Here is a 25549-nt window from a genome sequence, read left to right on the forward strand (position 1 = left end):
CCTTTCGGATCCAGGTAAGCCATCGGACCCAAAAACCTCCCTCCGAGTTCTTCCCGGCTGCACCGGGGATACAACGAGGCGCTTCGTGGCGCACCGGATCTGCCGCCGATCGTGCGCGCCGACCAGTCGCCGTTGGTGGCTGCTGGTGACCGGCACTCCTCGCTCCGGGGCATCCTGTTGTGCCGAGGTCACCGCACTCGATCGTGCTGCTGCGCGTGCCCGTCACCAGAGGGGCGCCTGATCGGGATGCAGGATGATTCGGTGCCGCTCGGCGGCCTCGGCCTGTTCGCGGTCCCAGGACTCGGGCCCAGTCTGAGCCCCGGCCTGGCCCAGACGTCATGGGAGTCACCCGCCAGCCAGGCACCGAACCATTCAGGCAGGGTGAGATGCAGCTTGCACGACTCGTACTCATCCGACCACCACATCTGCCCCTGCGGGTGCCGGCAGTCCAGCAACGCCCACATCGCACAGCCGAGATCGCAGAAGAACACGACACCGCGCGGCGGCGGTGGGCGTTCGCCGGGCTCAGCCTCAGCGCTGACAAGCTCCAGGTACCCGTCGACCATGGGAGTGTTGGACCAGCTGTTCGTCAAGCCCTCGATGCCGCCGTGAGGTCCGACACCACCATCGCCGAGCTCACGGTAGATGCGGCGCAGCAACGGCGGCAGGCGATAGCCGATCACAGCCTCGGCATCCCTGATGACCTGCCCGGAGACCGGCGGAGGCAACAACGACGCGGACGACGAATCCGTCGGGCGACCGGCCTCCACCCGCGCCCGAATCGCATCGAAGATCTCGTCTTCAGTCATGCCGCCGGTCCCCTCAGCGTGAGCGTGTCCAACACGATGATGGCCGAACCGGCGCGTCCTCGGTACGCCGCGACGCAACGAGCAACGATGCGCGTGTCCACCAGAGTGCCACCGAGATTACGGTGTACTCGTGGCGATCATGGACGTGCACAACGACTCCGACGGGTTGCTGGTGCTCTGGTTGGAGCCGTGGGGAGAGGACCGCTGGCTGAAACCGTGCGAAACGTTCCACGTCCGCTCCGACTACGACGGCGTCGATGCACCCTTCACCGTCGACCACTTCGAGGACGACGACGACCGGGCGGCCGGCATCGCGAACATCGCCGTCTGGGTGAACGAAGGAAACGCCGAAGTCACCGACGGCACAGGTACCCGTCTCGAGTGCGGCCATCAGCGCCCAGAGGACGTCACCAGGAAATGGAACGCGCTGCCGCAGCAGATGCTCGGCGAAACGGCCTCGAACCCGATTCCGGAGGGAGGCCCGAAACGGAGCTCTACGTTGACCGAGGACACTCTCTGACCGACCAATCGCCCAACCCGAGGCCGTAAACCGGCCAGCGCCCAGCGCTGGCGGCTTGATCGACCAGGCTCAGACCTCACCGGCTGCGCGCTCATGCCGCGACCGGCGCGCGGTGCTGATCGCCGCAGCTCGCACGATATAACGACGCATGAATGAAGCACCTACTTGACACTGCCAGCACGATGGAGGCGTGCTGATCGCTGGGATCGACGAAGTAGGTATGGGCTGTATTGCAGGACCGGTCTATGCCGCCGCAGTCGTGCTACCCGCCAATCACGGCATCGCCGGCCTTCGCGATTCGAAGAAGATCAGTGCGGGCAAACGTGAACAGCTGGCCGTCCAGATCCGCCAACGCGCACAGCTCTTCGCCGTTGCAAGCGCGTCCGTCGAGGAGATCGACACACTGAACATCCTGTCCGCGTCCTGGGCTGCGATGGCGCGGGCTGTCGCCCTGTTGGACCAGCGGCCGACACTGTGCCTTGTTGACGGCGCTCATACCCCGGAGCTGGAGGTGGCCGAAGTAAGAGCGGTGCCTGGCGGCGACAGAACAGAGGAAGCGATCATGGCTGCCGCCATCCTGGCGAAGGTTGCCCGTGATGCTGAGATGGTTCGCTTGGACGCGCTGCACCCCGGCTATGGATTTGCCCAGAACAAGGGCTACGGTGCGCCGGCAATTGCGGCTCTGAACGCGCTCGGTGTCTGCCGACCGCATCGCCGGACGTTTGCACCTGTCCGATCTCTCTTGAGTGGCTGACGGCGTACTGATCGCCCCGAGTTGCTCGCCGCCATCCTGATCTGCCGCCGATGGTGCGCGATGTCCTGCTGGAGGCGATGCCGTACGGCTCGAGCCACCTCGTGGCCTGCGCTTCTGCTTGCCGGGTGGGTGTTACGTGTGGTGATAGATTGCGGAGCGTGACCGGCAGAGCGGGCATGCCATGAGTACGACACACGGGCGACTGGCTGTACTCACCGAGCCGGTCAAGGTTGTTCTGCTGGATTGCGATGGGCCGATCTGCAACATTTTCGGCGCCCGCGCAGCGACGCGGCTCGCTGCCGATCTGCGGGGGATGCTCGCCGGTCACGGAGTCGAACTGCCTGAGGGCGTCGTCCAGGAGGGTCCGCTCGGAGTGCTGCGGGCGACGGTGCGGCTGGTACACGGTGAACCCTGCCGCGGTGGAGCGAGCCAACCGCCTGGTCGACGCGAAGCAGTATGTGCTGGGGAGCGACTGGCGCGAGTCCCAGCCGCGGGCCGACGACGAGAATGCGTTTCTCGGCCGGCACTCGTGGGCGGATTACGCCGAGTGGCACCTGGCCTTGGCCGACGGCGCGACCGACGAGACCAAGGCCCGCTACGGGTTCGTGTACGCGACCTACGCCGCGTGCACCGCACGGGCCTCATCGCCTGCGTCTACCGCGCCGCCGAGTGGCGACACAAGGCGGTCGAACTCGCGGCCCACGACCTGCTGCAGCGCCTCGACAAGGCGGCCGGCATCGACGTCGGCTGACATCGGGTTGCGCGCCGACTCTGCCGACAGGCGGATGTCGGCCGTTTGGTCCCTCAGGTCCGAGGGCCTGTCCGGTGGCGACCTCGTCAAGCCTCCGTCCGGCGCAACCCTGGTGTCCTGGGAGGCCGGCGTACAGCCGCCGGACCCGAAGTAGCAGGGCCCTTCGTGGCCGCTACGCTTCACCACACCTGCGACTGGAGGACCACGAAATCATGAGCGAAGAGTACGTCACCCTCGACGACAAGGACCTCAACGGCGACGGCGTCGTCGACCAGGCCAAGATCTACACCCTCGACGACGGCGCCAACGTGCTGGAGGCCGACACGGACGGCGACGGCGAGGTCGACCTCATCGCGATCGACGCCGACGGCGACGGCGTCTACGAGGAGACCGTCGACCCCGCCACCGGCGAGTCCACGGACCTCACCAACTCCTGAGCCGAGGGCGGTGCGGCCCCGAGTCTCCGGCCAGCAGTCACCGGCCGGGCCGGGGCCCACGTTGATCGGGACGAGCCGGATGGCTGGAGGGTCAGGCGACCCGACCGTAGCCGTACGGCGTGCCAGGTAGTTGATGGAGTCGTACCGCACGAGCGTGCCCGGTCTGCAGGGCCTCGATGATCTGGCCGTCGCCGACGTAGATGGCCACGTGCCCGGCGGCGGAGCCGGCCGCCGCGGCCGCTGGCCCGGCCGTGCAACCAGACCAGCCGGGAGAGTCTCGAGGCTGGCGGTGGCAGTCGAGCCGCCCCGGTCGACGTGGTATCTGCTGCCGCGCTCGTCATGGCGGACGCGGCCGTGCTGTCGGAGCGGCCGACGCAGGCCAGCTACGTCGTGCAGCTGGCCCCCGTTGCGCAACGGTTCGCGACGCTCTGTGCGGATACCTTGAGCCGCGGGCGATGGTGTCAACGGACGACCGACGCGCAGCCCGTGAGCTGGTTCGAGACAGCGCGGCCAGACGTGCGGTGGCCGACTCGAAGATCGCCGCGACAGCGCGCCGCACCACCCCTCGCGGGTACGGCGCGCGGCCCGGCTGTCCTTATCGCGGGAGGCAGCGGACGTTCACGCACTGGGCGGGCGGGCCGTTCGCCGCCGCGACGTTGCCGCCACCGTCGTGGACGCCCGCCGTCGCCTCGATGCCGTATCCGGTGTTGCGGACGGTGACGTTGCGCATGACGGTGGTAGGGGCGGCGATGTGGATGCCGTCGCCGGTCGAACCGAACACCAGGTTGCCCGTGACCACGGGGACGAGAACTTCCTGCGCGAGGTTGTTGTCGAGGTTGCTGTCGCGGTCGCTGCCGCGGTGACGCTGAAAGTCATGGAAGTGGCGAAGCCGCACGTCGAAAAGTGGGTGACCGAAACCGCCGTCCCGGCCGCCACCTCGGCGGTAGCGTCGGCCGTCCCGGCTGTCGGATCGGCTGTGGCGTCGGCTGGCTCTGCCGTGGGCTCGGCTGCGGTATCGGTTGGCTCCGCTATCGGGTCGGTGGTGTCGTCGGCTGGCTCCGCTGTCGGTACGGCTGCCGTATCGGCCGGGTCTGCCATGGGTTCGGCCGCAGTATCGGCTGGCTCCGCGGTGGCGTCGGCCGGCTCGGCTGTCGGGTCAACCGCGTCATCAGCGTGGAACAGGCTGACTCGCAAAAAGGGCAAGCCGGTTGTCGAGGTCGAGTCGCACACCGCGGTGGAAGCCGCACCAGTAGACGCCGCGCTGGTGGAAGCCGTGCCGGTGGAGGCCGGTGTGGTGGAGGCTCCGCCTGTGGACGCGTCGCATGATGTGGCTGCCGCTATCGAGGCGTACAGGGCTGGTATGAGCCGGGCGGAAGCGCGGCAGCGTATCGTCGCGGCGCTGGCTGCCCGGCTGTTCAGCGAGCAGCAGATCGCGATCGTGCGCAATGCACGGATAGAAGACGGTGGCGATACACCGGAGCTGGACAGCGCCACTCTGGCATCGATGCAGAAGCAGATCGGCGAGAGCGTCCAGCTGATCCTGGAGACCGCCCCCGCTCTGCTCGGCGAAGACGCGATGGCGGACCTACGGAAGATCCTCGGCCCTGCGCCCGCCGAAGAAGACGGGCAACCCGAACGACGCATATGAAGCGTCTCGGCCCCGTCATCGAGCCACTTCCACGGCGCTCGCTTGGCCGGCGGGATGCGGGAGTGCACCTGTGCTGGTCCGGCCAAACGCCCTGAGCGACCTGTACGCAGTTGCACTGGGATGGCCACGGGTGACGACTCCCGGTCGGTCTCGGCTCCGCCCCGCCGTGGCCAGACGATCTGCATACTGTCGGGGTGCGCGGATCTGCCGCGATCAGCTCGCTACGGAACGTCATGACGGGGTGCTTGCTCGGCTCGCTGACATGCCGATGTCAGTGCATTCGATCATATCCTGCTGTGATCTACCTAGAACTGCTCCCAAGGACCGTACATGCCTGCCTGGCGATAGCGTCGGGTCTCCAGGGTGCCGTCCAACCGTTTGACTGTGGCCACGACGATGTTCTGCTCGATGTGGTACGCCGTGAACGTCATGACCTTGTCACCCGTCGGGCTGGGTGGGTCGCCCTTGATCACGGGCCAGGCGATCAGGGTGCGGCCGTCGGCACCTATGGCGACTGGGACCAACGCCTGCCGCCGCGCAGCGCTCTGATTGCCGAGTTCGACCAGCACCAGTGCATCCTCGGCAGCCGGCCGGTTGGCTGGCTCCTCGACGAGGAACTCTGCGTACACCGGACGCGCTCCTCCCGGAAGGATCACGCATGGGATGTCGTTACCATTCGAACCACCGCGGAATGTGACGACATCGTCGCTCTCACCGCAGAAATCAAGGCCCCGGATGGAAGCGTTGCGCCAGTCGCTCTGGCGGATCTGACCGGGCTGGCCGCTCCGGCCCGACCCGGGCGTTGCTGGCAGCGATGCGATCGCGCCGCCGGAAGCCGGTCCTGTTGAACTGCTCGAACCGGGGGCGCTCGGCGGCGGAGTCGCTGTCGCGACGGCCGTCGTCACCATATCGGCCGGCGGCATCGGCCGGCGGATAGCCGGTGCGGGCAGCAACGTGGTTCCCGCCGCGATCGTGGCGACGGCCAATGCCGCACCCACGAGCACCCGCCGACGCACGGTGCGGCTACGTGCGGTGGCGAACACCGCATTCGCCGGTGGCGGCGCGAAGGCGGTCGGAGCCGCTTGCCGGAACGCCGCGAACTCTTCCGACAATGCCGTGCCGATCGGGTCGGTCATCGGTCCACCCCTTCATGGATTTGCAATGCCGCCGCCAGCTGGACGCGGCCGCGGTGCAGCCACGACTTGACTGTGCCGACCGCAGCCCCGGTCTCGACGGCGATCTCGGTCACGGACAGGTCGGCCAGGTAGTGCAGAACGACCGCCCGCCGGTGCTGCTCGGGCAGCGTTCGCAGCGCCGCGACAAGCGCCACGCGGTCCGGTTCCATGCCGGGTGCCACCTGGCTGACGTCACGCAGCATCGAACGCGATCGCTGCAGACGGCGATATCGGCTCATCGCCAGGTTCCAGGCCACCCGGCGCACCCACGCGACCGGATCCTCGTACTTCCCGACCGTCGCCCACCGCTGCCAGGCACGGATGAACGCCTCCTGTACCAGGTCGTAGGTCTCGCTGTTGTCACCAGTGAACGCATACAACTGTCCAGCGAGGTCAACGAACCTAGCCTCATAGAGCGCGGTGAAGTCAGCGGCCGACCTTTCAGCCTCCCCCGGTCGCCTCACGTCAACGCTCCACCCTGTCCCGCAGCGACGTTCATAACTAAGACACTCCGCCCGAACCCCCAAGGTTGCGCCCAGAAACGCTCCCGGCGTCGCGGCTTCCACCACCGCCACGGTCACGGCTGCGGGTCAGGCCGGACGGTCGGAGGAGTGCTGACCCGGACTCGCACGCTCGGTACCGGTCGAGTCCTGCCGGGCTGAAACCTGCCCCTCTGCGTCCCGGCGCAATTTGGAGTGCACGCTCATGCCGCCGGTCGGGCGCTCCGGCTCGACGGCGGTCGTCACGCTGCGTACGCCGTTCCAGCCGGACGCTCTGACGGATCCGCTGCGCACTCGTAGGCGATGTGCGTGCGCGTCAGCCACGGAATCGTGATTGACCGCGACCCCGCGATCGAGCACTCGCCGCTGCCGCGTGATGAGTCACGAGTGGAAATGGACCCGCAGACGTCGTGAGGAGCCGCGCTGTCGCGCCCGCGGTCACCGGCAGGGCGGACCGAAGGTCGCGGTGGGGCGGAGGGTTTCCGGATCGAAACGCGCCTGCCAGGCACGTCCATCGCCGGTGCTGATCATGACGTTCTGCGGGCCGGTGAACGCGACGCTTACCACCGCAGGGTCGGAGTCTGCGGGTCGGACGCAGCCGAGGTCGGTGGATTCTCGGCTGAGCAGCCCGTTGCGGGAACGGACGCGCAGGACCGCGGTGTCCGCGTCGAAGAGATCGCCGGCGTAGGCGACGACTATCTCGTACCGGCCGTCTGGCGAGATCCCCACCACGCGCGGTCCCTCCCCCCGGTCCAAGTTGCCGATATTGTGCGCCACCTCGGCGAGCGTGCCGAGGACGGTGATGGCGAGCAGGACGACCACCGCGAACGAGACCGCGGCCCGCACCACCGTCCGGCTGCGCATGCCCAACGAGCCCGCGACTCCGAGCATCACCACGCTGCCGGCGAGTGCTCCCGACGGGTGCCAGTCATGGGTGGAGGTCATCAGGTGGACATAGCGCCACGGGTTCCACCACGCCAGGGCGACCGCCGCCTGCACCGCGACCGCTGCGCCCGCGATACTCGCCGCGACAACTCGCCGCCGCCGGGAAAGCACGCGGTCATCCGATCGCGGCGGATGCCCTACCGCGTCCGCCCAGTCGATTCGGTCGCCATCGATCACGCCGACCCCACCAAGCCGCATGTGCCTCATCGGGTCAGTGTGAGTGAGCCGGAAACCCCGCTCGACACGCTGGCCGGCTACGACTGCTGGATGCCACTACCACCCGCACCGGCGCCGTCCGGCTGCGTGTTTTTGATCAGCGACGGTCCAGCACGGCGCTGAGGAACCGGGTGTCCAGCCACGGCGGCGTCGCCTGCCGGCCGAACGGGTCGGAGAGGTCCCGGCCGTACCGCGCCGCCACGGCTGCCACGGGTTCCTCGCCGACGCTCCAGCCGGCCGCTCGCAGGTGCTCCGCCGGTTCCCGGCGCCGTTCGGTATTGATCAGGGATCGCATCTGGACACCGGACCGTTCGCTGAGCTCGTCGAGCGGCGCACGGTCCGCGGCGAGGTGGTCCACCTGGACGATGTGGTCCAGCGCGAGCCGGCTCCCCGGCGCGGAGTGTTCGTCGACGCGCCGCAGGAGCTGATCCTCCGCTTCCGCCGGCAGGTAGGCCAGCAACCCCTCCGCGACCCAGACGGCCGGGGCGTCGGCGTCGAACCCGGCGCCGGTCAGCGCCGCCGGCCAGTCCTCGCGCAGGTCGGCGCCGACCGGGACGCGGGCGCAGGCGGGGCTGGCACCCGCGTGGTCGAGCACGTCGTCCTTGAACGTGACGACCTGCGGCTGGTCCAGCTCGTACACGGTCACGCCGGGCGGCCAGCCGAGCCGGAACGCCCTGGTGTCCAGGCCTGCGGCCAGGAGCACGACCTGCCGGACGCCCCCGCCGACCGCTTCGAGGACGACGTCGTCATAGAACCGTGAGCGCACCCCGATGTAGCGCGAGCCGTGCAGATGCAGCGCGTCCCGGTCGCCGACCTCGGCGCCGGGCTCGGGCCAGCGCACCGGGAACGCGACCGGCGACTCGACGGCCCGGATGAACGCGGCGCCGAACGGGTCGTCGATCAGCGCGTCCGGACGCGACGATTCGACGGTACGCGCCGCGGCCAGGCCGAGGGCCGTGATGCCCGGCCCGGTGGTGACATCCCAGCTGCGGTGTCCCGCCATGTCTCGCACCTTTCCTCGCTTCCCGGCGAATCTACACAGTCCCGTCGCCGGTCGAGCGGCACCTACCGGCTGTCCAGGCCGGACTCGATGGCTGCGCGGATCTGCTGAAGGGCGTCCGGAAAGATCGAGGTTGTGGCCGCGACAGGCGTGATCGCACGTCGAGATGTATCAGGAAGCTGCCCGCCACGGGACGCGACTCACCGCCCCATCAGGGGCGCACGCCGTGGAGAAACCTGCCTGCGCGATCGGCGGGATCGAACCATACTGTGTCCGGACCGGTGGCAGAGCCGGGTTATCGCAGCGCTCAGAGTCGAAGGCCGGGCACGCACGGGCGGCTCGAAGGCGCGTGGGGCCGCTGGCGTGCCATGCCCCACCGGGGGTTCAAATCCCCTCCGGTCCGACAGCATCCCGATCCGCCGCTTCCGGACACACCGGCACCCGCACGTACGACCTCGAAGCCGCCCAGCTCGTTCAGGAGGAGTCTTCGAGGTCGTCGCGATCGGCGGGGAGTTCGCTGGTGAAGGAGATGCCGATGTACACGCAGCCATGCTCTTCGGTGCACGGCCAGGCGTCCGGCCACTCAAACGATCAGCTCAACGTCCGTCCGCGCACATGCCGCACCTGCCGCTGGTGGTGCGGCTGTCAGCCGGGGTAGCGGATCAGCGTGATCGGCCTCGACACGTACGTGACGGTGCTCAGCGTGCCGGTGTCCCGGGCGATCAGCTCGATGGAGACGGATCCGGCCGTGAACGGGTCGCTCTGGCTCGGCGCGATGTGGAGCAGGAGCGGCCCGTCGGCGTGGATGCCGAGGAGGTAGCGCTCGTCCGGCTGTCCGTACTCGACACCCCCGTTCAGGGGGCGCTGGGCGGCGGGGACCCGGTCGGGCAGCGGGTACCGCTCGGTCAGCCGTCCGGTCTCGAGGTCGAACCCGACGAGGAAGCGGTTCTGCCCCCCACCCGCCGGGGCTGCGTTCGAGCCCGGTGTGGCCGCGTCGCGGACACCCATGAACAGCGTGTGGTCGTCCGGGCCCAGGATCGGTGTTCCGAGGTCGGCCGGCGCCGTCTCGGTGGGGCGCAGCCCCAGGTCCGTGCTGGGTATGTCGCGGATGACCTGTCCGGTCGTGCTGTCGGCCAGGCGCAGCCCGGAGAAGGACGACTCGGGCAACGGGCACAGCACCAGCACCCCCGAGTTGCGCACCGCGCACACCCGGTCGTGACGTGCCAGGTCCAGCGGCACCGTGGCTCGTGCCCCGGTGGCGAGATCGACCATGTACGTGACGACGGCATCCGTGGCAGCGGCCCGGTTGGAGATCTGCACGACCAGCCGCCGGCTGTCCGGCGACCATCTCGCGGTGGAACTGGTGTCGCCGGCGGCGAACTCGTGCCGGCCGGTGCCGGTCAGATCGCGCAGGACCTTGGACCCGTCCGGCCGCAGCACCAGCAGCCACCGCCCGTCCGGCGAGATCCCGTACACACTCAGTCCGTTCACCCGGTACTGGCTGCCGTCCGCGGCCACCAGCACCCAGCCGTTCTCGTCGTCGCCGCTCAGGTAGGCCAGCGCGGCCCGGCCGACACCACGATCCTCGGGCAGCATCGGCGGCGACGCCTGCGGGGTCAGCCGCGCCGGCAGTCCCGCGGCGACCGGCACCGGATCCTGCTCGCCCCCGCCGCCGAACCGCACCCCGACCCCGATCAGGCCGGCGACCACGAGCAGCGCCGCCGCGGCCGGAACCAGACGCGCCGTCAGCCGCTGGCGCCTGACCACCCGCACAGCACGGTCGGTCACGTCGTAGGTGCGCGCGTCGCCCGCCTCCTCGACCAGCAGGTCCCTCAGCCCCGTCATGCCAGTACCTCCGAATCCGCAATGAAGTCAGCGAGCTCGGGCGCGATGACACGCAACCGGGCCAGCGCGTGATGGGTCTGGCTCTTGACCGAACCCACCGAACAGCCGAGCGCATCGGCGGTGTCGGACTCGGACAGGTCCTCGAAGTACCGCAGGACGATCACCGCCCGTTGTCCCGGAGCCAGCCTCGCCAGCGCGTTGCGCAGCACGATCCGGCGCACCGCCTCCGCCGACTCGTCCCGCCCGGTTGCCCGTTCGGGCGGAGCCGCGGTGGACATCTCCAGCACGCGCCTGCCCCGCCACGACGAGACATGCTCGTGATACAGCGCCCGCCGTACGTAGGCGTCCGGCGCGCCTGCCTGGCTCACCCTGCGCCAGTGCCGAGCCACCTTGACGAGCGTGACCTGCACCAGGTCCTCGGCCTTGTGATGATCGCCCGTCAACAGGTATGCGGTCCGTGACAGACGCCCCAGCCGTGTCGACACGAACTCCCGAAAGCCTGCCTCATCGTCCACCAGCACCCCTCACAGCGTTGTCTCACCCGGTACACGAAACTGGCGGTGTCCGAGGTTGGCACCCGATCGGGACCTTGTGACGTGCAGGTGTGGCGACGGCAACGGCCGCTGAGCGCGGCGAGGCCATCGACCGGTGGCGGCAAGGATGTCTGATACCGCGAGGACCACCGCGAAGGCGCCGCCGCCTACGCTATCGCCATGATCGAACGTTTGACCGACCGCTGGCGGCAGGAAACAGAGGAGCAGGAGGCAGCGGTCGCTGCCGGGACGTTGTCGCCGGACGCGGCGTACGCGCCGGTGTTCTTCCCGCCGGCGTTCGTCGCCGCCGTCGACGCGGCCCTGGTGGCATACGAGCAGGAGATCGCGAGCCTGGATCCGCCGGCGGACGAGGCGGTGTGGGTCGCGGTCGAACGGGTCGTGGTCGCGCTCAACGACATCGACCTGGCGTTCGGTCAGCACATCGAGACCATGACGCGCGAGGAGCTGAGCGGGTACATCGAGGAGGTCCTCGCCGAGGCCGGCATCGATGTCGCGGCGTTGCTGGAACGCCGTGGCACCGATGAAGCGGCCGGTGAGTGGCGCGACTGGTGATCGGCACCGCCGGGAGTGCGCGGCGACGCTGCTGCTCGGCGGGATCACACATCGTCTCTGTCAGGCGACGATTCAGCGGTACCGCGCGCTGAGGCGGGGCAGCTGTTGCCGGAGCCGCGTCGCATCGTCGAGGATGGCCGGGTCGCCGGCCGGCGGTTCCGAGGGTTCGAGTGGGCCGGCCCCGTCGTCCCACATACGTCGGCCGGTCCGGGCGAAGTACACCTGGTCGGCGACAGCGCCGAACGGCTCCGCGAGTTCGATGCCTCGATGGGCGAGGATGTCCGCCAGCGTGTCCGGATCATCACGGAACCGTCCGAAGGAGTCCCGGCCGGTCGCAACGACAAAGGTCCGGAAGTCGGTGAATCCGTCATCCCCGAGCGACCCTTCGACCAGTTCCACGGCTGCCATGTGGGTCCAGGTGTACAGCTCATGGTTCGCCGCGACCAGCCGCCGGTGAAAGTCGAGGATCTCTGCGTCGGGCAGGCCGCCGAGAACATCGCGCAGCGCTTCGGCCTGCTCATCGGTGTCTTGGGTGGAGCGCTGCAGGGTCATGTCGATCGTCTGCCAGAACTGTTCATCGTCCATCGCGTGCTCCAACCGGATCCGGGTCCAATGAGGGACGACTGCTGTGCTGGTTCGGCGGCAGCAGCCTGCCACCGGCCCGCAGCTGCTCGCGCGGCGGCTGGACATCCCTGCCGGACAACTTCGCGACCAGCGGTTGCTCGCTCGGTGTCATGAGCAGGACGCTCCTCGCCCGACACCCTTCGCCGCCCCCGCGGGCGTGCCGGCCGGCCACTCGGTAGCTGGGATTGCCGGCCCAGTCCGGCTTCCGGACGGCTCTACGCTCCCACCTCCGTGTCTGGCTCGCGCACCCGACCGCAGAACGTACCGAGGCGTTGTCCGACGTTGTTTGTCCGGCCGCGGCCGCCCTGTCGGACATCCTCCACGGCGCCGATCGTGGACCCGCCGGACGAGCTCGGTCGCCGGCGACGGTCGTGCCCTGCGCCGCGGGGGAGCGCAGGGCATCCGATACGTCCCCCGGGAACGGAGCACTTTATGCAAGGCAGGTTCACAGCGGCCGCCACGCGCACGGCGGTCGTGCTGGCCACGGTGCTGGGCGTCGCCCTCGGCACGACAGGTTCCGCGTCCGCCCACGTCGTCACCGGCGGCTGGAGCGACAACGATCAACTGTGCCAGGTCAGTTCATGCGTCAACACCGGCAACCTCGTGCGGCTGTGGCAGTCGATGCTGTGGGTCGAGAACCTGTACAGCGACATCGACGGGCAGTTCGGCCCGAACACCGCGAACGCGACCGTCCGCTGGCAGCGGCTCTACAACTCGCGCGAGGATCCGAACATCGCCACCGACGGATGGGTCGGCACACAGACGTGGCGCGCCGCCGAGCGCTCTGGGCTGTACCACTGGTACGACCAGGGCTCCTACGAGTACTACTCGTACCTCGGCTACGGCACACCGGCCCACGCGTTCAACATGCGCAAGCACATCACCACGGGCGTCTGGTCGTTCGAGCACCCGTTCACGAACGTCTGGCTCGACACGAGCCACGGCAGCTGACCCCGCACCGTTCAACCCTGACGAGAGGAACCAAGACAATGCTGAAGCGCGCCATCACGGCGATGACGGTCGCAGTGGTGCTCACCGGGGCGGCGCTCGCCGTGCCCGCTCCCGCCCTCGCCGACGTGGACCCGTGCGGGCCCACCGTGACCTACGAGGCCTGGAAGGTGTCCGCCAACGGGACCAAGGCCCGCAAGTGGTACTGGTCCTACTACAACTGCGGTGCGGGCTCGGTCCGCCGCCTGGTCGACATGAACGACTCCGACAGCCCGTGCTACACGATCGCCGGGCGCGGCTACTCGCCCACCCTCACCAAGGTCGAGACCGTGCTCCCCGACGGCAAGGTCGTCAACCGTTACGTGACCACGAAGACCTGCTGAACGGCGACAGGGCCGGCCGGCGCGTGCCGGCCGGCCCTGTTCGGAGGCGACTCAGGGTGCGTACGGTCAACACCGGTTCTCAAGCGACTACCGGCCGAACCGTGGCGGAGGCCGTGAGAACGAACCAGCGCCGTGGGTCTGTCCCACGGCCGGGCGGCGGTGGGCGGCCCGCGACGTGAGCCACACCTGCGGACATCGAACTATGTGCCTGCCGCCGATGGTTCGCCGGCGCACGGTCCTCCTACTCTCGGCGGACACACCCCGCCGCCACGGGAGGATCCATGAGATTCCTCGTCCGCTCCGTCACGGCCGCCGCCGTGACCGCCCTGCTCGTGCTGGCCGGCGCCATGCCGGCGCAGGCCGCCAACCCGCCCACCAAGCCGCCGGTCGCCGGATCGCTCGGCACCTACAACGTCTCGTCCGTGTACGTCGCCGGCGTCTCGTCCGGCGGCGCGATGGCCACGCAGTTGCACGTCGCGTACTCGTCGCGGATCCAGGGGGCGGCGATCTTCGCGTCCGGGCCGTACTACTGCGCCCAGAACAACGTCAGCCAGGCGCTGTACGGCTGCGCGGACAACGTGTGGCCGACGTACCTGACGAACCTGCAGACGTACACGCGCACCTGGGCGACATACGGCTGGATCGACCCGGTCGGCAACCTCTCCGGCCGGCCCGTGTACGTGTTCCACGGCAACGGCGACACCACGGTCAAGAAGTCCGTCAACGACGACCTGGTCCGCTACTACCAGCATTTCGGCGCGAGCGTGCAGTACGACAGCGGCTCGTCCGCCGGGCACGCCTGGGTCAGCCCGTACGGGACGGTCAGCTGCCCGGCCACCGCGTCGCCGTTCCTCAACGACTGCGGCGCCGACCCGCAGAACGCGTTCCTGCGTAAGCTGTTCGGCTCGGTCAACGGGCCCAACACCGGCGCGCTCGGTGGCCGGCTGATCAGCTTCAGCCAGAACACCTTCGCCGTCAACGGCTACGCCAACGGGCTCAGCATGGGCGCGACCGGTTTCGCGTACGTCCCAGCGGCGTGCACCGCAGGCCAGTCGTGCCGCCTGCTCGTCGCGCTGCACGGCTGCAAGCAGAGCTACGCCGACGTTGGCACGGCCTTCGTCGACCGGGCCAACCTCAACCAGTACGCCGACACGAATTCCATGATCGTGCTGTACCCCCAGGCGCTCGCCACTGCGGTCAACCCCAACGGCTGCTGGGACTGGTGGGGCTACCTCGGCGCGACCAACTACCCGATCAAGGGCGGGGCGCAGCTAGAGACGATCATGAACATGGTGCGCCGCCTGGACGGCTGAGCGGTGCTCTGCCGCGCCAGGCTCACGGCGCGTCCACGTCGACACCGTGGACGCGCCGTGAGGACGACCCGGCTCACAGGGTGTACAGCAGCCTCCCGGTCAGCGGGTCCTGGCCGTAGCGCAGGCACAGCTCCGCCAGCACGTCCTCATGGGTCACGGCCACGTTCATGACCGTGTCGTTGCCCGCGTAGTAGACGACGACCGTGCCGGTGCTCTCGCGGACAAGTCCGCAGGAGAAGACCACGTTCGGCACGTGGACGTAGTCGGTGTCGGTGACCCGGCAGTCGGCGCGCGACGGGAACAGGATCGGGATGCTCGAAACGCGCACCACGCTCGGGTCGTCGAGATCGTGCAGGGCGACGCCGAGCACGTACGGGTTGCCGTCCATCGTCGTGCGTACGCCGTGGAAGACGTTGAGCCAGCCGTGCGGCGTGCGCACCGGCGGCGCGCCCGGCCCGATCTTGTCGGAAAAGGCGCTCGGTCCCGCTCCCGTGCGCATCACCGGCTCGCCGGTGACCTCCCACGGCCCGGTCCGGAAGTCGTCCGTGTATCCGATCCTGACCTGCGTGTACGCGCCGCCGGTGTCGCCCGGGCCGACGTCGTTGGGCCGGAACAGCCCGACGTACCGCCCGCCGATCCGCTCCGGGAACACGACCACGTTGCGCATGTCTCGGTCGAGCATCGGGCCGTGCCTGGTGAACGTGATGAGGTCGTCGGTGAGAGCGAGCGACACGCGTACCCGATTGCGGATCCCGGCATGGTAGGCGCTGTATGTGACCGCGAACGTGTCCTCGACGGGGTTGATCCGGGCGTCCTCGACGCCGCCGGACTCGACCTCGACGACGTGCTGCCAGTCGACGCCGTCGACACACCGGTCGCGTTCGGTCGCCGGCGACAACACCGGTCGCGGGTGCACCGTCCAGTCCGTCACGCCGTCGACGCTGGTGGCGAGGCCGAGCACGCTGATCCCGCAGCGCAGGTGCGACCGGAACAGCAGCGCGGTCCGGTCCGCGAGCCTCGCCGCGCCCGCGTTGTGCACGGTGACCACCTGGAGGTGCGGCTCGCGCCAGACGGCGTTGACCTGCCGCGCGGTGAGGATCGGATTGGCCGGGTGACGCAGGACCGGCCGGTCGACCGAGACCGTACCGGTCGTCGCGTCGGCGAAGCGTACGTCGCGCGTCGTCACAGCGCTCACCGTCGCACACGTGCGGCGGCCCCGGATCACCATTCGAGGGCGACTTCACCGGGATTCCATCCATGGCTCAAGGCCGGGCCGCGGAACCGCACCACCACCGCCGCCGCACACTCCTGTCGCTGTCGGCGCACCATTTGATGCGGGTTCCGACCGTCAAGGCGCCGCGGCCGCGCTCGCCGCGACACACGGGTCGCGCAGGCAGCCACCACCCGGGAGCAAGCGTTCCGGTACGTGACGAACCCGTATGCACTCTGCATGCTGATCGTCCGTTCGGACACCACTGGCCGTGAGCGCAAGGTCAGCAGTGTCCGTCACCCTGCGTAACGAGCACCCGACGCTGACCGGCGCGCTGATCTGCTTGATGACCGCGCATTCGATCATGGTGCTCGGTGGCCCCGGAGTCACGACGTTCGAAGTTCTCCCAACGTCGGGTCGCCGCGATCATCAACCACCGTCGGTCGGCGAGTCTCGGCTTTGACTGCGTTCAGGCCGCCTCTCGGTCATCAACGGCGAGCGGTGTGTCATCGATTGTATTGACGATTTTCGCCTTCTACCGGCACGTCAGCGATGACTCGACCGTGGCCGCCATAGTGCGCGGCGTTGCTCACAGCCCATCGATGTATCGGGTCCGGTCACGGCTCCTGGGCCGCCGGGCCGGTGTCCGCCCGTCCGTGGCGCAGGAGGCGGCCGGCACCGGCCATGGCGGCGTATCCGAGTCCGCCGATCCAGGCCACGACGCCGGCGGCGATGGCGAGGAAGCCCGGCACCGCGACCGCGTCCGGCAGCGGCAGCGCGGCGGTCGGCAGGGCCGCCGCGGCGCCGAGGACGAGTAGCTCCGCCAGCAGACCGAGGGTCATCGGCAGCAGCAGTACCCCGAGCGCGGCGTTCGGTGGGCCGGGGCGGCGCAGGAGCCGGCGCCGGACCCACCAGCCGTAGCCGGCCAGCGCGGCGAGGGCGGCGAGCGCGACGGGGCCCCGGACCGGCCACGCCGCGGGCGGGTCGATGCTGAGCAGCCACGGCACGAGGGCGAACAGCGCACCGGCACGGAACGTGCGCAGCACCAACCGGCCGGCGGGCGCAGCGTGGCGGTGCTCGGCGAGCATGTCGGTCGGCGCCGGAGCGGCGCCGGCTTTGCGGGGCCCGGTCTGCGGCGGCCCGGCGACCCGGAGGTCCACGATCAGGATTGCCGCGGCGGCCGCGAGCAGGCTCAGCAGGTGCGCGCCGGCCGGGATCAGTAGCCAGGCCGGTGGGTCGCCGTCCGGGTCCTGCACCGACCCGCTGGCGGACAGCCCGGCCGCGGTCAGCGCGCACACCGCCAGCGCAACCAGCCGCACCCGGGCCCGGGCGTCGATGCGGAGCATCTGCCGGGCGTAGGCCCGCAGGCCCGGCGACAGGGAGCGCAACGTCCGAGCGGCCCACACGCACCAGGCGGTCGGGGGCAGCAGCACGGCCGCCCACATCCACGGGACCATGGTGAACAGGCCCAGCACGCCGGCGGTCCAGGCGGCCATGATGGCCCAGCCGCCGAGGCCGGAGAGGATCAGCCGGTCCAGCTGGGTGCGGGCGTCGTGGTCGGTGGGCGCCGCCGACAGCACCGCACCGAGGTGCCCGGCGGCCTCCGACAGGCGCGCGCCGCCGACGGCGAGGCGGCCCAGGCGGGTCAACGCCCCCGTGTGCTGGGGGTCGAGGGCGAGTGTCTGGCGGTACGACTTGCGGGCCCTGCGTTTGAACCCGATCGCGTCGAACAGCAGCCCCCTGATGAAGTGCGGGCCCGGCTGCTGCGGCGCCAGGCCCATGGCGTGAGCGGCGGTGCGCAGGGCCAGGCGAGGGTGGCCGAGGCCCAGCTCGGCCGTCGCCAGCGCCGAGTGGCCGCGCCAGTCCTCGGGCCGCAGGCGGATGCCCTCCAGCGCGCTGGCCCGGGCCGCCGCCCAGTCGTTCAGCCCGACGAGCGCGAACGCCAGCAGCACATGCCCGTTCTGGTGCTCGGGGTCCGCCTCGACGGCCCGCCGGGCCGCGTCGCGCATCGCGGCGAAGTCGTCCTCGGCCTGGTAGGTGTGCGCGAGCAAGCACAGCGCCTCGGGGTTCTGCGGCTCCTCGGCCAGCAGGGCCATGACCTCGCGGCGAGCCGCCTCGAAGCGGCTGACGTCCAGCAGCGCTCGGGCGCGCGCCAGCCGCGCCGGTCCCGCTTCGACGGTCATCGGCCAATATTAGGCTCAGCTGACTTGTCTCATGGGGAGCTCCGATGACCGACTCACCACTCATCGCGTCGCTGCGGGCCGCACTCGCGGCCCGCCCGGACGACGCGGTGCTCCGCCTGCACCTCGCCCAGCTGCTGCTCGACGCTGGGCGCGGCCCGGAGGCGGTAGCGCAGATCGGCCAGGTCCTGGCCGGGGAGCCCGCGAACGCGGCCGCGGTCGAGCTCATGCAGCGTGCACTGGACCCGCTGGCCGCCTACGAGCGCGAACTCACCGACGTCGTGCCGCCGCGCTTCGCCGCCGACGACCGGCCGGCGCCGGTCGAGGGCGAGGCGGACCGTGTCTATGACGTCGAGGCCCCCGCCGTCCGCCTCGCCGACGTGGGCGGCATGACCGACGTCAAGAAGCGCCTGGAGCTGGCGTTCCTTGGCCCGCTGCGCAATCCCGATCTGCGAAGGTTGTACGGCAAGAGCCTCCGCGGCGGCCTGCTGCTCTACGGCCCGCCGGGTTGCGGCAAGACCTTCCTGGCCCGAGCGGTCGCCGGCGAGCTGGGCGCCAAGTTCCTTTCACTGTCCATTGTGGACGTCCTCGACATGTGGATCGGCAACTCCGAGCGCAACCTGCACGAACTGTTCGAGGCGGCCCGCCGCAGCGCCCCCTGCGTGCTGTTCCTGGACGAGATCGACGCCCTGGGCCACAAGCGCGCGCAGCTGACCTCCTCGGCCATGCGGACCCTGAGCAACCAACTGCTCGCCGAACTCGACGGCATCGACGGGAACAATGACGGCGTCTTCGTCCTAGCCGCCACCAACACCCCGTGGGACGTCGACGCCGCCCTGCGCCGCCCTGGCCGCCTGGACCGCGTAGCGCTGGTCCTGCCACCGGACGGCCCGGCGCGGGAGAGCATTCTGCGGTACCACTTGCGCGACCGCCCAATCGCCAACATCGACCTTCCCCGCCTGATCCCGGACACGACCGACTTCTCCGGCGCCGACCTGGCCCACCTATGCGAGACAGCCGCCGAGTACGCCATGGCAGATGCAATCGAACGGGGTGAGGTCCGGATGATTGAGCAACGCGACTTCGACCGCGCACTGAAAGAAGTCCGTCCGTCCACCGGCCCTTGGTTCGCCACCGCGCGGAACGTGGCGTTGTTCGCCAACGAGGGCGGGACCTACGACGACTTGGCGACGTACCTAAAGTCCCGCAAATTCCTCTAACTGTGGCTCGTGGCCGTTCCGCGGTTGCCCGAGCACGTTCACGGGGACCGCGGAGCATGTACCGAGGCCGAACCGTCCCCCGTCACGCGGGAATATGACACTACCGAACTGCCCGTATAGGCCGAATCGATCGGCGTCGTGATTGTGCGGTCGAGCCGCAGAACAATGTCGTCCGGCTCGCGGTCAGTCATGATCACGTGCGCGGATCTGCCGCCGTGGGTGAGTGGGTGCCAGCCCAGACTCGTCACAGCGGGTTACGGGCACGGCGGGTCCGAGGTGTCCTGTCCTGCCGATGTCCGTGCGCGTCAGCCGCTGAATCGTTGCCACTCGAAGCCCGGCAGCCGCTGACGCAGCGGGCGCAGCGCTGAGCGCCAGCGGCTGCCGGCCCAGACCGCAGCGGTCCCGTCCGTTCGGTCGCGCACCGCCACCACGACGCCGGGCCGCACATAGTGGCGGGTGAGGCCGGTGGGCCAGTGCATCGGGCTCAGCGGCACAGGTTGTAGGAGCCGCCCGATCTGGCGGGACTGCTCGTCGGTGACAGTGGCGTAGGCGTCGAACGGGCTGGTGACCGCTGCTTCGCTCAGCAGGAATTGCAGCAGGAAGCGGCTCAGCGACTGCCGCGTGCCGACCACCTCCCCGGGGTTCTCGCTGTACGAGACTTCAGGGTCGGCACCGGTGGGGTCAATCAGTAGCCCGAAGCCGCCCTGGTTCTCTACTGCGAAGAGCAGCAAGCCGCCTGCATGGTGGACCCGAGCATGGGACAGGATCGAATCCTGAATGCCGAGTACCTCCCTGCGTCCCGCAGCAGCGCGATAGAACTCCAGCAACGGTCCTGGCACCTGCAACGGAGCATTCCCCGCTTCGTGAGGAACGGGGGGAATGTCGGCGTACCAGGTGGCGACAAACTGGTGCATGGCGCGGACTGGATCGTGCGGCAGCTCGGTGGTCCAAATCGGCTCTGGCAGGTCCTCCGGCATTACGGGACGGACCAGGTCCAGCATGTGCCACGGCAGCCGCTCATCGAGACGGAACAAGCATTCGGCGAGCCGATGCCGGTCTTCACCACGCACCGGCCAACCGTCGTTGTCGTCGACCAGCACGAACTCACCCTGGTCGAACTGCAGGCGGCCGAGCGGGAAACAGCCGGCCGGCAGGCGGACGAACCCCAGAATCACCGGCACACCGTCCTCACCGGCGTCCATCCATTGACGGGTCGAGCCCGGGACCGGGCCACGCAGCACGACCTCGTCGCGACTCCACACACAGCTGCCGTGCGGCCGGTCGCCGACATCGAGCATCACAACCGTGGCGTCGGTCCCCAGCGCATACGAGACCGGCTCACCAGGCAGCAACTCGACGTCCGCACCGGCCTGCGCTATCGCCTGCTGCTCGGAGACCATTGTCCAGCGCTCTGCCACGTACTACAGCGTAGAGATCCTCACTTCAAAGCGGCGCGCGCTCGCTCATGCCGCCGCTAGTGCGCGGCCTGCTGATCGGTCTGTCTATCCGTGGCCGCCGATCGCGGCGTTGCCGGATCTTGCGTGGAGCATCCGGTGTTTATGCGGCCCGGCCACGATCGGCCCGGGACGCCTAGCATGGTCTCGATGACCACTCCCGGAACGCGACCCGACGACGTCCCAACCGACCGCGCCCGGGTCGAGGAGGCCCTGCGGCTGCTCTCCGGCGTGCCGGTCGGACTCGATGTCGCCGTCAAGAGACTCAGCCGTGGCGGCGGTGTCTACGCCTGGTGGGCTGCTCCTTCGATCTTTCCCGACCTCCCCGCGCCGTCGAATGGGAGCGTCCCGTCGCTACGGCTGCTGTATCTCGGACGGGCGACCAGCCTGCGGGGCCGGATCCTGCGCAACCATCTGAGGCGTTCGGGCAGCTCGACGCTGCGCCGTACATTGGCCGGGCTTCTTGTGTCCGAGGGCTACCGGACGACCTGGACCGATCGTGTAGTCCTAGTCTCTGAGGATGAGGCGCGGCTGACCGCGTGGATGTACACGCACCTGCGCTTGACCTGGGCGGAGGACGCGGAGCCGGCAACCATCGAGGCCGAACTTGTCCGGCGTGTGCACCCGCCGCTCAACGTACACGGCGTCGACCCCGAGCACATCCAGGCGGCCGTGGTCGCCGCCAAGAACTCGTACAACACCAGCAGCCGCCCGGTCGAGCCCTCGTGAACGCCGTAACCGGTTGCCCGGCACGCGTACGGGTACCGATGCGCTCATGCCGCCGATGGTGCGCGCCAGCTGATCACGGCCCCTTACGACCGGTGACAAGCGCCTCTCGACGTCGAGGGCGTCCTGAACTGCCGAATTGCGGATGCGCAAACATGGTCGGTTGGGTACCAATGTCGCCATGCCCGAGCTGAGCCTGCCCACCGTACGCGCGCATCGATCCTTTCTTGCTGCCGTGGCCGAGTTCCGCGGTGAAGGGCGGGGAAGTCCCGCCGACGCCAGCATGATCGGCAGTGAGATCCGGGATTTCGGGCACCGCTGGTCGTTGCCGGCCGGCTTCGCCGCTTACGTCGACTGGTTACGGCTGCAGGTGCGGGAGGACTCGCCCCGGCCTGAGGGCCATGTGCCGTCGACGACGCTGTGGTGGGTCGAGGACGACGATTACCTCGGTCGCATCGCGATCCGGCACCGCTTGACACCTCACCTCCGCGAGGTCGGCGGTCACATCGGCTACGACGTTCGACCATCGGCGCGGCGCCGCGGTCACGCCACCGCGATGCTGCGCGCCGCGTTGCCGGTGGCGCGGGGTTTGGGCATCGAGTCCGCCCTTGTGACATGCGACGTCACCAACATCGCCTCCCGCAAAGTGATCGAGGTCAATGGAGGAGTCCTTGGGGATCAGCACGGTGACAAGTTGCGCTTCTGGCTCCCGACCTCCTGACCGTAAGCAACGCCGTTGCCTTCCGAGATCTCTAACTTGACCCCACGATCATTGGTGCGGTTTGCCCGCCGAGCATGTTTGATCACACATCCGCTCATAGCCGCTGGGCGGGCGCTGCTTGACAGCGCGGTGGGGCCCGAATTTCGTGTGGACGTCTCCAACTGCCAGTGGATACCGTCGCCCGGTGAAGCATGCCAGGCGGTACAGCTACGTTGGGTCGCCTGAGCTGCGCGATCGGATGGGCCAGGTGGACGCCGTGGCTGTCGATACGGCTACCGCCCTCGCGCGCTGGCTTGCTGGGCGCGACCGCGGTGAACTCGTCGAGCCTTTTACCTTCGTCGTCGTGGCGTCCGATGGCGAACTCAGGTTGGCACCCCGACGCTCCGAACACGTTGCGCTGGCCGGCGGACACGACGTCCTCGCAGCTGGCGAGATCGCGTTCGCCCTCGCCGTCTCCGGCTGGCACGTGGTCGAGGTGACCAACCAGTCGACTGGGTACTGCCCCGATCCGGACTCCTGGCCCGCCGTCGGCGAAGCGCTTGACCGAATCGGCGTACGGCGTCCAGACGACTTCACCGACAAGGTCATATTTCGACGCTGCCCGGCCTGCGGCGAGCGCAACGTCGTACGGGACAACGACTTTACCTGTGCCCAGTGCGACAGCGCCCTGCCCGCTCAGTGGAACTTCGCGTCGCACTGATCAACAGCGCTCCGTAGCGGTGCGACTTTTTTTCGTCGACTGCGCAACGTCGAGCCACCAAGGCGAGCAGCTTGATCAACTGCGTGCACACGCCGCAGGTCGCGCGTAGGCGTCCAGTCGCACCGCCACGCTTGGTGAAGTCTTGCACTGGCCGTTCGTGCCCGTTCGTAGCCGATGTGCGCATGTTGGCGGCTCGGGCGCACACTGCCGCGGTGGACATGGGAGACGTGGGCGCGCGGTTAGTGGGTCGATTTGGTCCCGAGGTTGAGGGGTGGCTCGCTGAGGTCCCGACCCTCGCTGCGCGGCTGGCCTCCCGGTGGGGACTCGTGCTCGGTGAACTGTTTGAGAGTGGAGCCTCATCTCTCGTCATGCGCTGTCAATGGCCCGACGGAACGGCAGCGGTTCTCAAACTCAGTCCGGATCGGGCACTGTTGACCAAGCAGGTGGAGATGCTGCGCGTGTTCGCGTCATCGGGTCGGGTGCCGGCCGTGTTGTCCACCGATGCGGAGGCCGGGGCGATGGTGTTGGAGGAGGTCCTACCCGGCACCGAGGCCGAAGACATGCCAACGACGTCGTTGCCGCAGCTGTGGGGAGAGTTGCTTGCCGCACTCCACACCGTGGCCCCGCCCGCGCAATGGCCGTGGGATCTACGCGGTCGGTGTGACGAGGCTTTCGTCCGGATCGGCCGGAGGCTGTCCGAACCAGCCATCGGTGCACGAATCGATCAGGCCGCCTGGCAGCGGTCGATACGGCGCTGTGAGACGTTGCTGGACACTCAGGCCACGCTCGTGTTGTTGCACGGCGATCTGCACCTCGGCAACGCCCTGGACGGCGGCTCGTCACGGGGTCTGGTCGCGATCGATCCGAAGGCGTGCATAGGCGATCCGTGCTTCGACGCCGTCGACTATGTGTTGGCCGGTGCCGGACACGAGGGTGTCGAGGCCCGTTGCCAGCTGGTGGCGACCGCGTGCGGGCTCGATGGGGACAGGCTGTATGCCTGGAGTCGGGTGATCGCACCGATGGTGGCCATCGCGCACCTCACCTACGGCGGTCCAGAGCCGGTGATCGACGAACTACTCGCTTTGACTTGTTGATCCCAAGCGAATATCCGCCGAGGCCCGAAACGACTACGCGACCACATCCACGACTCGATCATCAACGCCCGCGAGCCCGGCAAACCGTTGACGAGGACCAGATCAATCACTTTGCGATGATGTCAGAACACGCAGGCCACCAGTTGACGGTGCATGGATCTGCCGCCGATCGTGCGCGGCGACAGGCCGTTCCTTGGGCGTTCCCTCCTCTGTTTCCCCTTATCGGATAAGGGGAAACAGATCGCGGCTGTGCGAAGGGCGGAAGGCCGGGCGTGCGGCCGCGGCCGATCAGGCCGTCCGCGCCGAAGTCGAGGATCTCCGCGCCGGTCGCTTGCACGCATGCCGCTGTCCGGGCGCTCCGGTTGGCGAACCCCTGCGGTCACAGAACATCAACCGCTTGTCTCGGCGTGCTACAGAAGGACGTGGTTGCCGGCCCTCCGCAGCGGATGCCGGACCGGCCGCCGTCGAGCGGAGAGTTGGGGTATGACTCGGATGAGAGCAGTCGTGTACGACCGTTACGGGCCACCGGACGTGTTGCGGATCGAGAGCCTTCCCATACCGTCACCCGCAGCCGGTCAGGTGCTCGTCAGGATTGCGGCGACGTCGGTCAATCTCAGCGACTGGGAGACCCTGCGCGGCACGCCGCTGTATTCGCGCATCGGCGGGCTGCGTGCGCCGGCACGCCGGATACTCGGCTCGGACATCGCCGGTTGGGTCGATGCGGTCGGCCCGGGTGTGACCCGGTTCCGGCCCGGTGACGAGGTGTACGGCGACAACCTCGCCCTCAAGGGCGGGTTCGCCGAGTACGCGATCGCTCCCGAGTCGGTGCTGGCGACGAAGCCCTCGGGACTGACCTTCGTCGAGGCGTCGACGATTCCGCAGGCGGGTGTGATCGCCTGGCAAGGGACCGACGGCACCGAAGCCGGTCACCGGGTCCTGGTCAACGGTGCCGGTGGAGGTTCCGGCTCGTTCGCGATCCAACTCGCCAAGCGACTCGGTGCGCATGTGACCGGTGTCGACAACGCCGGCAAGCTCGACTTCATGAGATCACTCGGGGCGGACAAGGTGATCGACTACCACAGCGAGGACTTCACCCGCCGCGGCCCGTACGACCTAATACTCGACCTGGTGGCGCACCGGTCGGTGTTCGCCTACCGCCGAGCACTGGCGCCCGGCCGGAATCTGTCAAGATCATTGAGACAAGATCTTTTTAGTTGTTCTGTATGACTGTTTCCAGGGCTGGTCGGTTGATCCAGACCTGCTGCGGGAG

At 68.9% G+C, this 25549-nt stretch carries 28 protein-coding genes and 1 tRNA gene; 17 read left to right on the top strand and 12 right to left on the bottom strand.

From position 1 onward, the window contains the following. Positions 1–188: 188 nt before the first annotated feature. Positions 189–809, bottom strand: coding sequence for an SMI1/KNR4 family protein (locus ABZS58_RS48180; protein ID WP_354791261.1), 621 nt, complete (start codon positions 807–809; stop codon positions 189–191). 130 nt (positions 810–939) lie between these two features. Here ABZS58_RS48180 and ABZS58_RS48185 point away from each other — a divergent pair, with 130 nt between their 5' ends. The 4 genes from ABZS58_RS48185 (at position 940) to ABZS58_RS48200 (ending at position 3271) form a co-directional block, all read left to right on the top strand. Beyond that, positions 940–1329 (top strand): hypothetical protein, encoded by a 390-nt coding sequence (locus tag ABZS58_RS48185; protein WP_354791263.1) that lies wholly within the window; start codon positions 940–942, stop codon positions 1327–1329. A gap of 190 nt (positions 1330–1519) precedes the next feature. After that, positions 1520–2083, top strand: coding sequence for a ribonuclease HII (locus ABZS58_RS48190; protein ID WP_354791264.1), 564 nt, complete (start codon positions 1520–1522; stop codon positions 2081–2083). 625 nt (positions 2084–2708) lie between these two features. Next, entirely contained in the window at positions 2709–2834 is a 126-nt protein-coding gene (locus ABZS58_RS48195) for a hypothetical protein (RefSeq protein WP_354791265.1), read from the top strand. 212 nt (positions 2835–3046) lie between these two features. Further along, positions 3047–3271 (top strand): hypothetical protein, encoded by a 225-nt coding sequence (locus tag ABZS58_RS48200; protein WP_344619174.1) that lies wholly within the window; start codon positions 3047–3049, stop codon positions 3269–3271. A 595-nt stretch (positions 3272–3866) separates the two neighbouring features. Here ABZS58_RS48200 and ABZS58_RS48205 read toward each other — a convergent pair. Continuing rightward, positions 3867–4166 carry a hypothetical protein gene (locus ABZS58_RS48205; protein ID WP_354791267.1) on the bottom strand — a complete coding sequence of 100 codons (300 nt, stop codon included), beginning with the start codon at positions 4164–4166 and terminating at the stop codon, positions 3867–3869. Here ABZS58_RS48205 and ABZS58_RS48210 point away from each other — a divergent pair. Further along, positions 4146–4919 (top strand): hypothetical protein, encoded by a 774-nt coding sequence (locus ABZS58_RS48210; RefSeq protein WP_354791269.1) that lies wholly within the window; start codon positions 4146–4148, stop codon positions 4917–4919. The two genes, ABZS58_RS48205 and ABZS58_RS48210, sit on opposite strands and share 21 nt — an antisense overlap. 305 nt (positions 4920–5224) lie before the next feature. Here ABZS58_RS48210 and ABZS58_RS48215 read toward each other — a convergent pair whose 3' ends face one another. The 4 genes from ABZS58_RS48215 to ABZS58_RS48230 all read right to left on the bottom strand — a co-directional run bounded on the left by ABZS58_RS48215 (position 5225) and on the right by ABZS58_RS48230 (position 8758). Further along, positions 5225–6055, bottom strand: a complete 831-nt coding sequence (locus tag ABZS58_RS48215) for a hypothetical protein (protein WP_354791270.1) — start codon at positions 6053–6055, stop codon at positions 5225–5227. After that, entirely contained in the window at positions 6052–6558 is a 507-nt protein-coding gene (locus tag ABZS58_RS48220; RefSeq protein WP_354791271.1) for a SigE family RNA polymerase sigma factor, read from the bottom strand. The genes ABZS58_RS48215 and ABZS58_RS48220 overlap by 4 nt, the downstream gene beginning before the upstream one ends. Positions 6559–7032: 474 nt before the next feature. Then, on the bottom strand, positions 7033–7746 hold the full coding sequence (locus tag ABZS58_RS48225) for a hypothetical protein (protein WP_354791272.1): 714 nt from the start codon (positions 7744–7746) through the stop codon (positions 7033–7035). A gap of 106 nt (positions 7747–7852) precedes the next feature. Further along, positions 7853–8758 carry an SAM-dependent methyltransferase gene (locus ABZS58_RS48230; RefSeq protein WP_354791274.1) on the bottom strand — a complete coding sequence of 302 codons (906 nt, stop codon included), beginning with the start codon at positions 8756–8758 and terminating at the stop codon, positions 7853–7855. A 272-nt stretch (positions 8759–9030) separates the two neighbouring features. Between ABZS58_RS48230 and ABZS58_RS48235 the strand changes: the two genes are divergently transcribed. Further along, a tRNA-OTHER gene (locus ABZS58_RS48235) sits at positions 9031–9158 on the top strand. Between the two features lie 242 nt (positions 9159–9400). On the opposite strand, the gene ABZS58_RS48240 is transcribed toward ABZS58_RS48235, so the two are convergent. After that, entirely contained in the window at positions 9401–10600 is a 1200-nt protein-coding gene (locus tag ABZS58_RS48240) for a hypothetical protein (RefSeq protein WP_354791276.1), read from the bottom strand. Further along, positions 10597–11118, bottom strand: a complete 522-nt coding sequence (locus tag ABZS58_RS48245; protein WP_354791302.1) for a SigE family RNA polymerase sigma factor — start codon at positions 11116–11118, stop codon at positions 10597–10599. The genes ABZS58_RS48240 and ABZS58_RS48245 overlap by 4 nt, the downstream gene beginning before the upstream one ends. Positions 11119–11313: 195 nt before the next feature. Here ABZS58_RS48245 and ABZS58_RS48250 point away from each other — a divergent pair, with 195 nt between their 5' ends. Then, positions 11314–11706, top strand: coding sequence for a hypothetical protein (locus tag ABZS58_RS48250; protein ID WP_354791277.1), 393 nt, complete (start codon positions 11314–11316; stop codon positions 11704–11706). Positions 11707–11778: 72 nt separating this feature from the next. Here ABZS58_RS48250 and ABZS58_RS48255 read toward each other — a convergent pair whose 3' ends face one another. Continuing rightward, positions 11779–12291, bottom strand: coding sequence for a DUF4240 domain-containing protein (locus ABZS58_RS48255; RefSeq protein WP_354791278.1), 513 nt, complete (start codon positions 12289–12291; stop codon positions 11779–11781). Positions 12292–12762: 471 nt separating this feature from the next. Here ABZS58_RS48255 and ABZS58_RS48260 point away from each other — a divergent pair, with 471 nt between their 5' ends. From ABZS58_RS48260 to ABZS58_RS48270, 3 genes are all read left to right on the top strand, one after another. Beyond that, complete coding sequence (locus ABZS58_RS48260; RefSeq protein WP_354791279.1) at positions 12763–13281, top strand: peptidoglycan-binding domain-containing protein; 519 nt, start codon at positions 12763–12765, stop codon at positions 13279–13281. A gap of 38 nt (positions 13282–13319) precedes the next feature. Then, the gene (locus ABZS58_RS48265; protein ID WP_354791281.1) at positions 13320–13661 is read left to right on the top strand and encodes a hypothetical protein; all 342 of its coding nucleotides are present in this window, start codon (positions 13320–13322) and stop codon (positions 13659–13661) included. Positions 13662–13942: 281 nt separating this feature from the next. After that, positions 13943–14974, top strand: coding sequence for a PHB depolymerase family esterase (locus ABZS58_RS48270; protein WP_354791283.1), 1032 nt, complete (start codon positions 13943–13945; stop codon positions 14972–14974). A 73-nt stretch (positions 14975–15047) separates the two neighbouring features. Here ABZS58_RS48270 and ABZS58_RS48275 read toward each other — a convergent pair whose 3' ends face one another. Further along, positions 15048–16160, bottom strand: a complete 1113-nt coding sequence (locus ABZS58_RS48275; RefSeq protein WP_354791284.1) for a hypothetical protein — start codon at positions 16158–16160, stop codon at positions 15048–15050. Positions 16161–16473: 313 nt separating this feature from the next. Between ABZS58_RS48275 and ABZS58_RS48280 the strand changes: the two genes are divergently transcribed. Next, positions 16474–16647, top strand: a complete 174-nt coding sequence (locus ABZS58_RS48280; protein ID WP_354791286.1) for a hypothetical protein — start codon at positions 16474–16476, stop codon at positions 16645–16647. Positions 16648–16801: 154 nt separating this feature from the next. Here the strand turns inward: ABZS58_RS48280 and ABZS58_RS48285 are convergent, their stop codons facing one another. Next, a complete protein-coding gene (locus ABZS58_RS48285) occupies positions 16802–18367 on the bottom strand; it encodes a hypothetical protein (RefSeq protein WP_354791288.1) in 1566 nt (521 codons plus the stop codon). 44 nt (positions 18368–18411) lie between these two features. Here ABZS58_RS48285 and ABZS58_RS48290 point away from each other — a divergent pair, with 44 nt between their 5' ends. After that, positions 18412–19584 carry an ATP-binding protein gene (locus tag ABZS58_RS48290; RefSeq protein WP_354791290.1) on the top strand — a complete coding sequence of 391 codons (1173 nt, stop codon included), beginning with the start codon at positions 18412–18414 and terminating at the stop codon, positions 19582–19584. Positions 19585–19889: 305 nt separating this feature from the next. Here ABZS58_RS48290 and ABZS58_RS48295 read toward each other — a convergent pair whose 3' ends face one another. After that, a complete protein-coding gene (locus ABZS58_RS48295) occupies positions 19890–21002 on the bottom strand; it encodes a hypothetical protein (RefSeq protein ID WP_354791291.1) in 1113 nt (370 codons plus the stop codon). A gap of 177 nt (positions 21003–21179) precedes the next feature. Between ABZS58_RS48295 and ABZS58_RS48300 the strand changes: the two genes are divergently transcribed. From ABZS58_RS48300 to ABZS58_RS48320, 5 genes are all read left to right on the top strand, one after another. After that, positions 21180–21767, top strand: coding sequence for a GIY-YIG nuclease family protein (locus ABZS58_RS48300; protein ID WP_354791292.1), 588 nt, complete (start codon positions 21180–21182; stop codon positions 21765–21767). Between the two features lie 178 nt (positions 21768–21945). Continuing rightward, on the top strand, positions 21946–22485 hold the full coding sequence (locus tag ABZS58_RS48305; protein WP_354791294.1) for a GNAT family N-acetyltransferase: 540 nt from the start codon (positions 21946–21948) through the stop codon (positions 22483–22485). Between the two features lie 184 nt (positions 22486–22669). Continuing rightward, positions 22670–23185: a hypothetical protein gene (locus ABZS58_RS48310; protein ID WP_354791296.1), complete on the top strand. Its 516-nt coding sequence runs from the start codon at positions 22670–22672 to the stop codon at positions 23183–23185. Between the two features lie 326 nt (positions 23186–23511). Next, positions 23512–24279 (top strand): aminoglycoside phosphotransferase family protein, encoded by a 768-nt coding sequence (locus tag ABZS58_RS48315; protein ID WP_354791298.1) that lies wholly within the window; start codon positions 23512–23514, stop codon positions 24277–24279. Between the two features lie 492 nt (positions 24280–24771). Further along, a complete protein-coding gene (locus tag ABZS58_RS48320) occupies positions 24772–25506 on the top strand; it encodes an NAD(P)-dependent alcohol dehydrogenase (RefSeq protein ID WP_354791300.1) in 735 nt (244 codons plus the stop codon). Positions 25507–25549: the final 43 nt, after the last annotated feature.

This window comes from Dactylosporangium sp. NPDC005555 (assembly GCF_040605635.1).
GTDB lineage: Bacteria > Actinomycetota > Actinomycetes > Mycobacteriales > Micromonosporaceae > Dactylosporangium.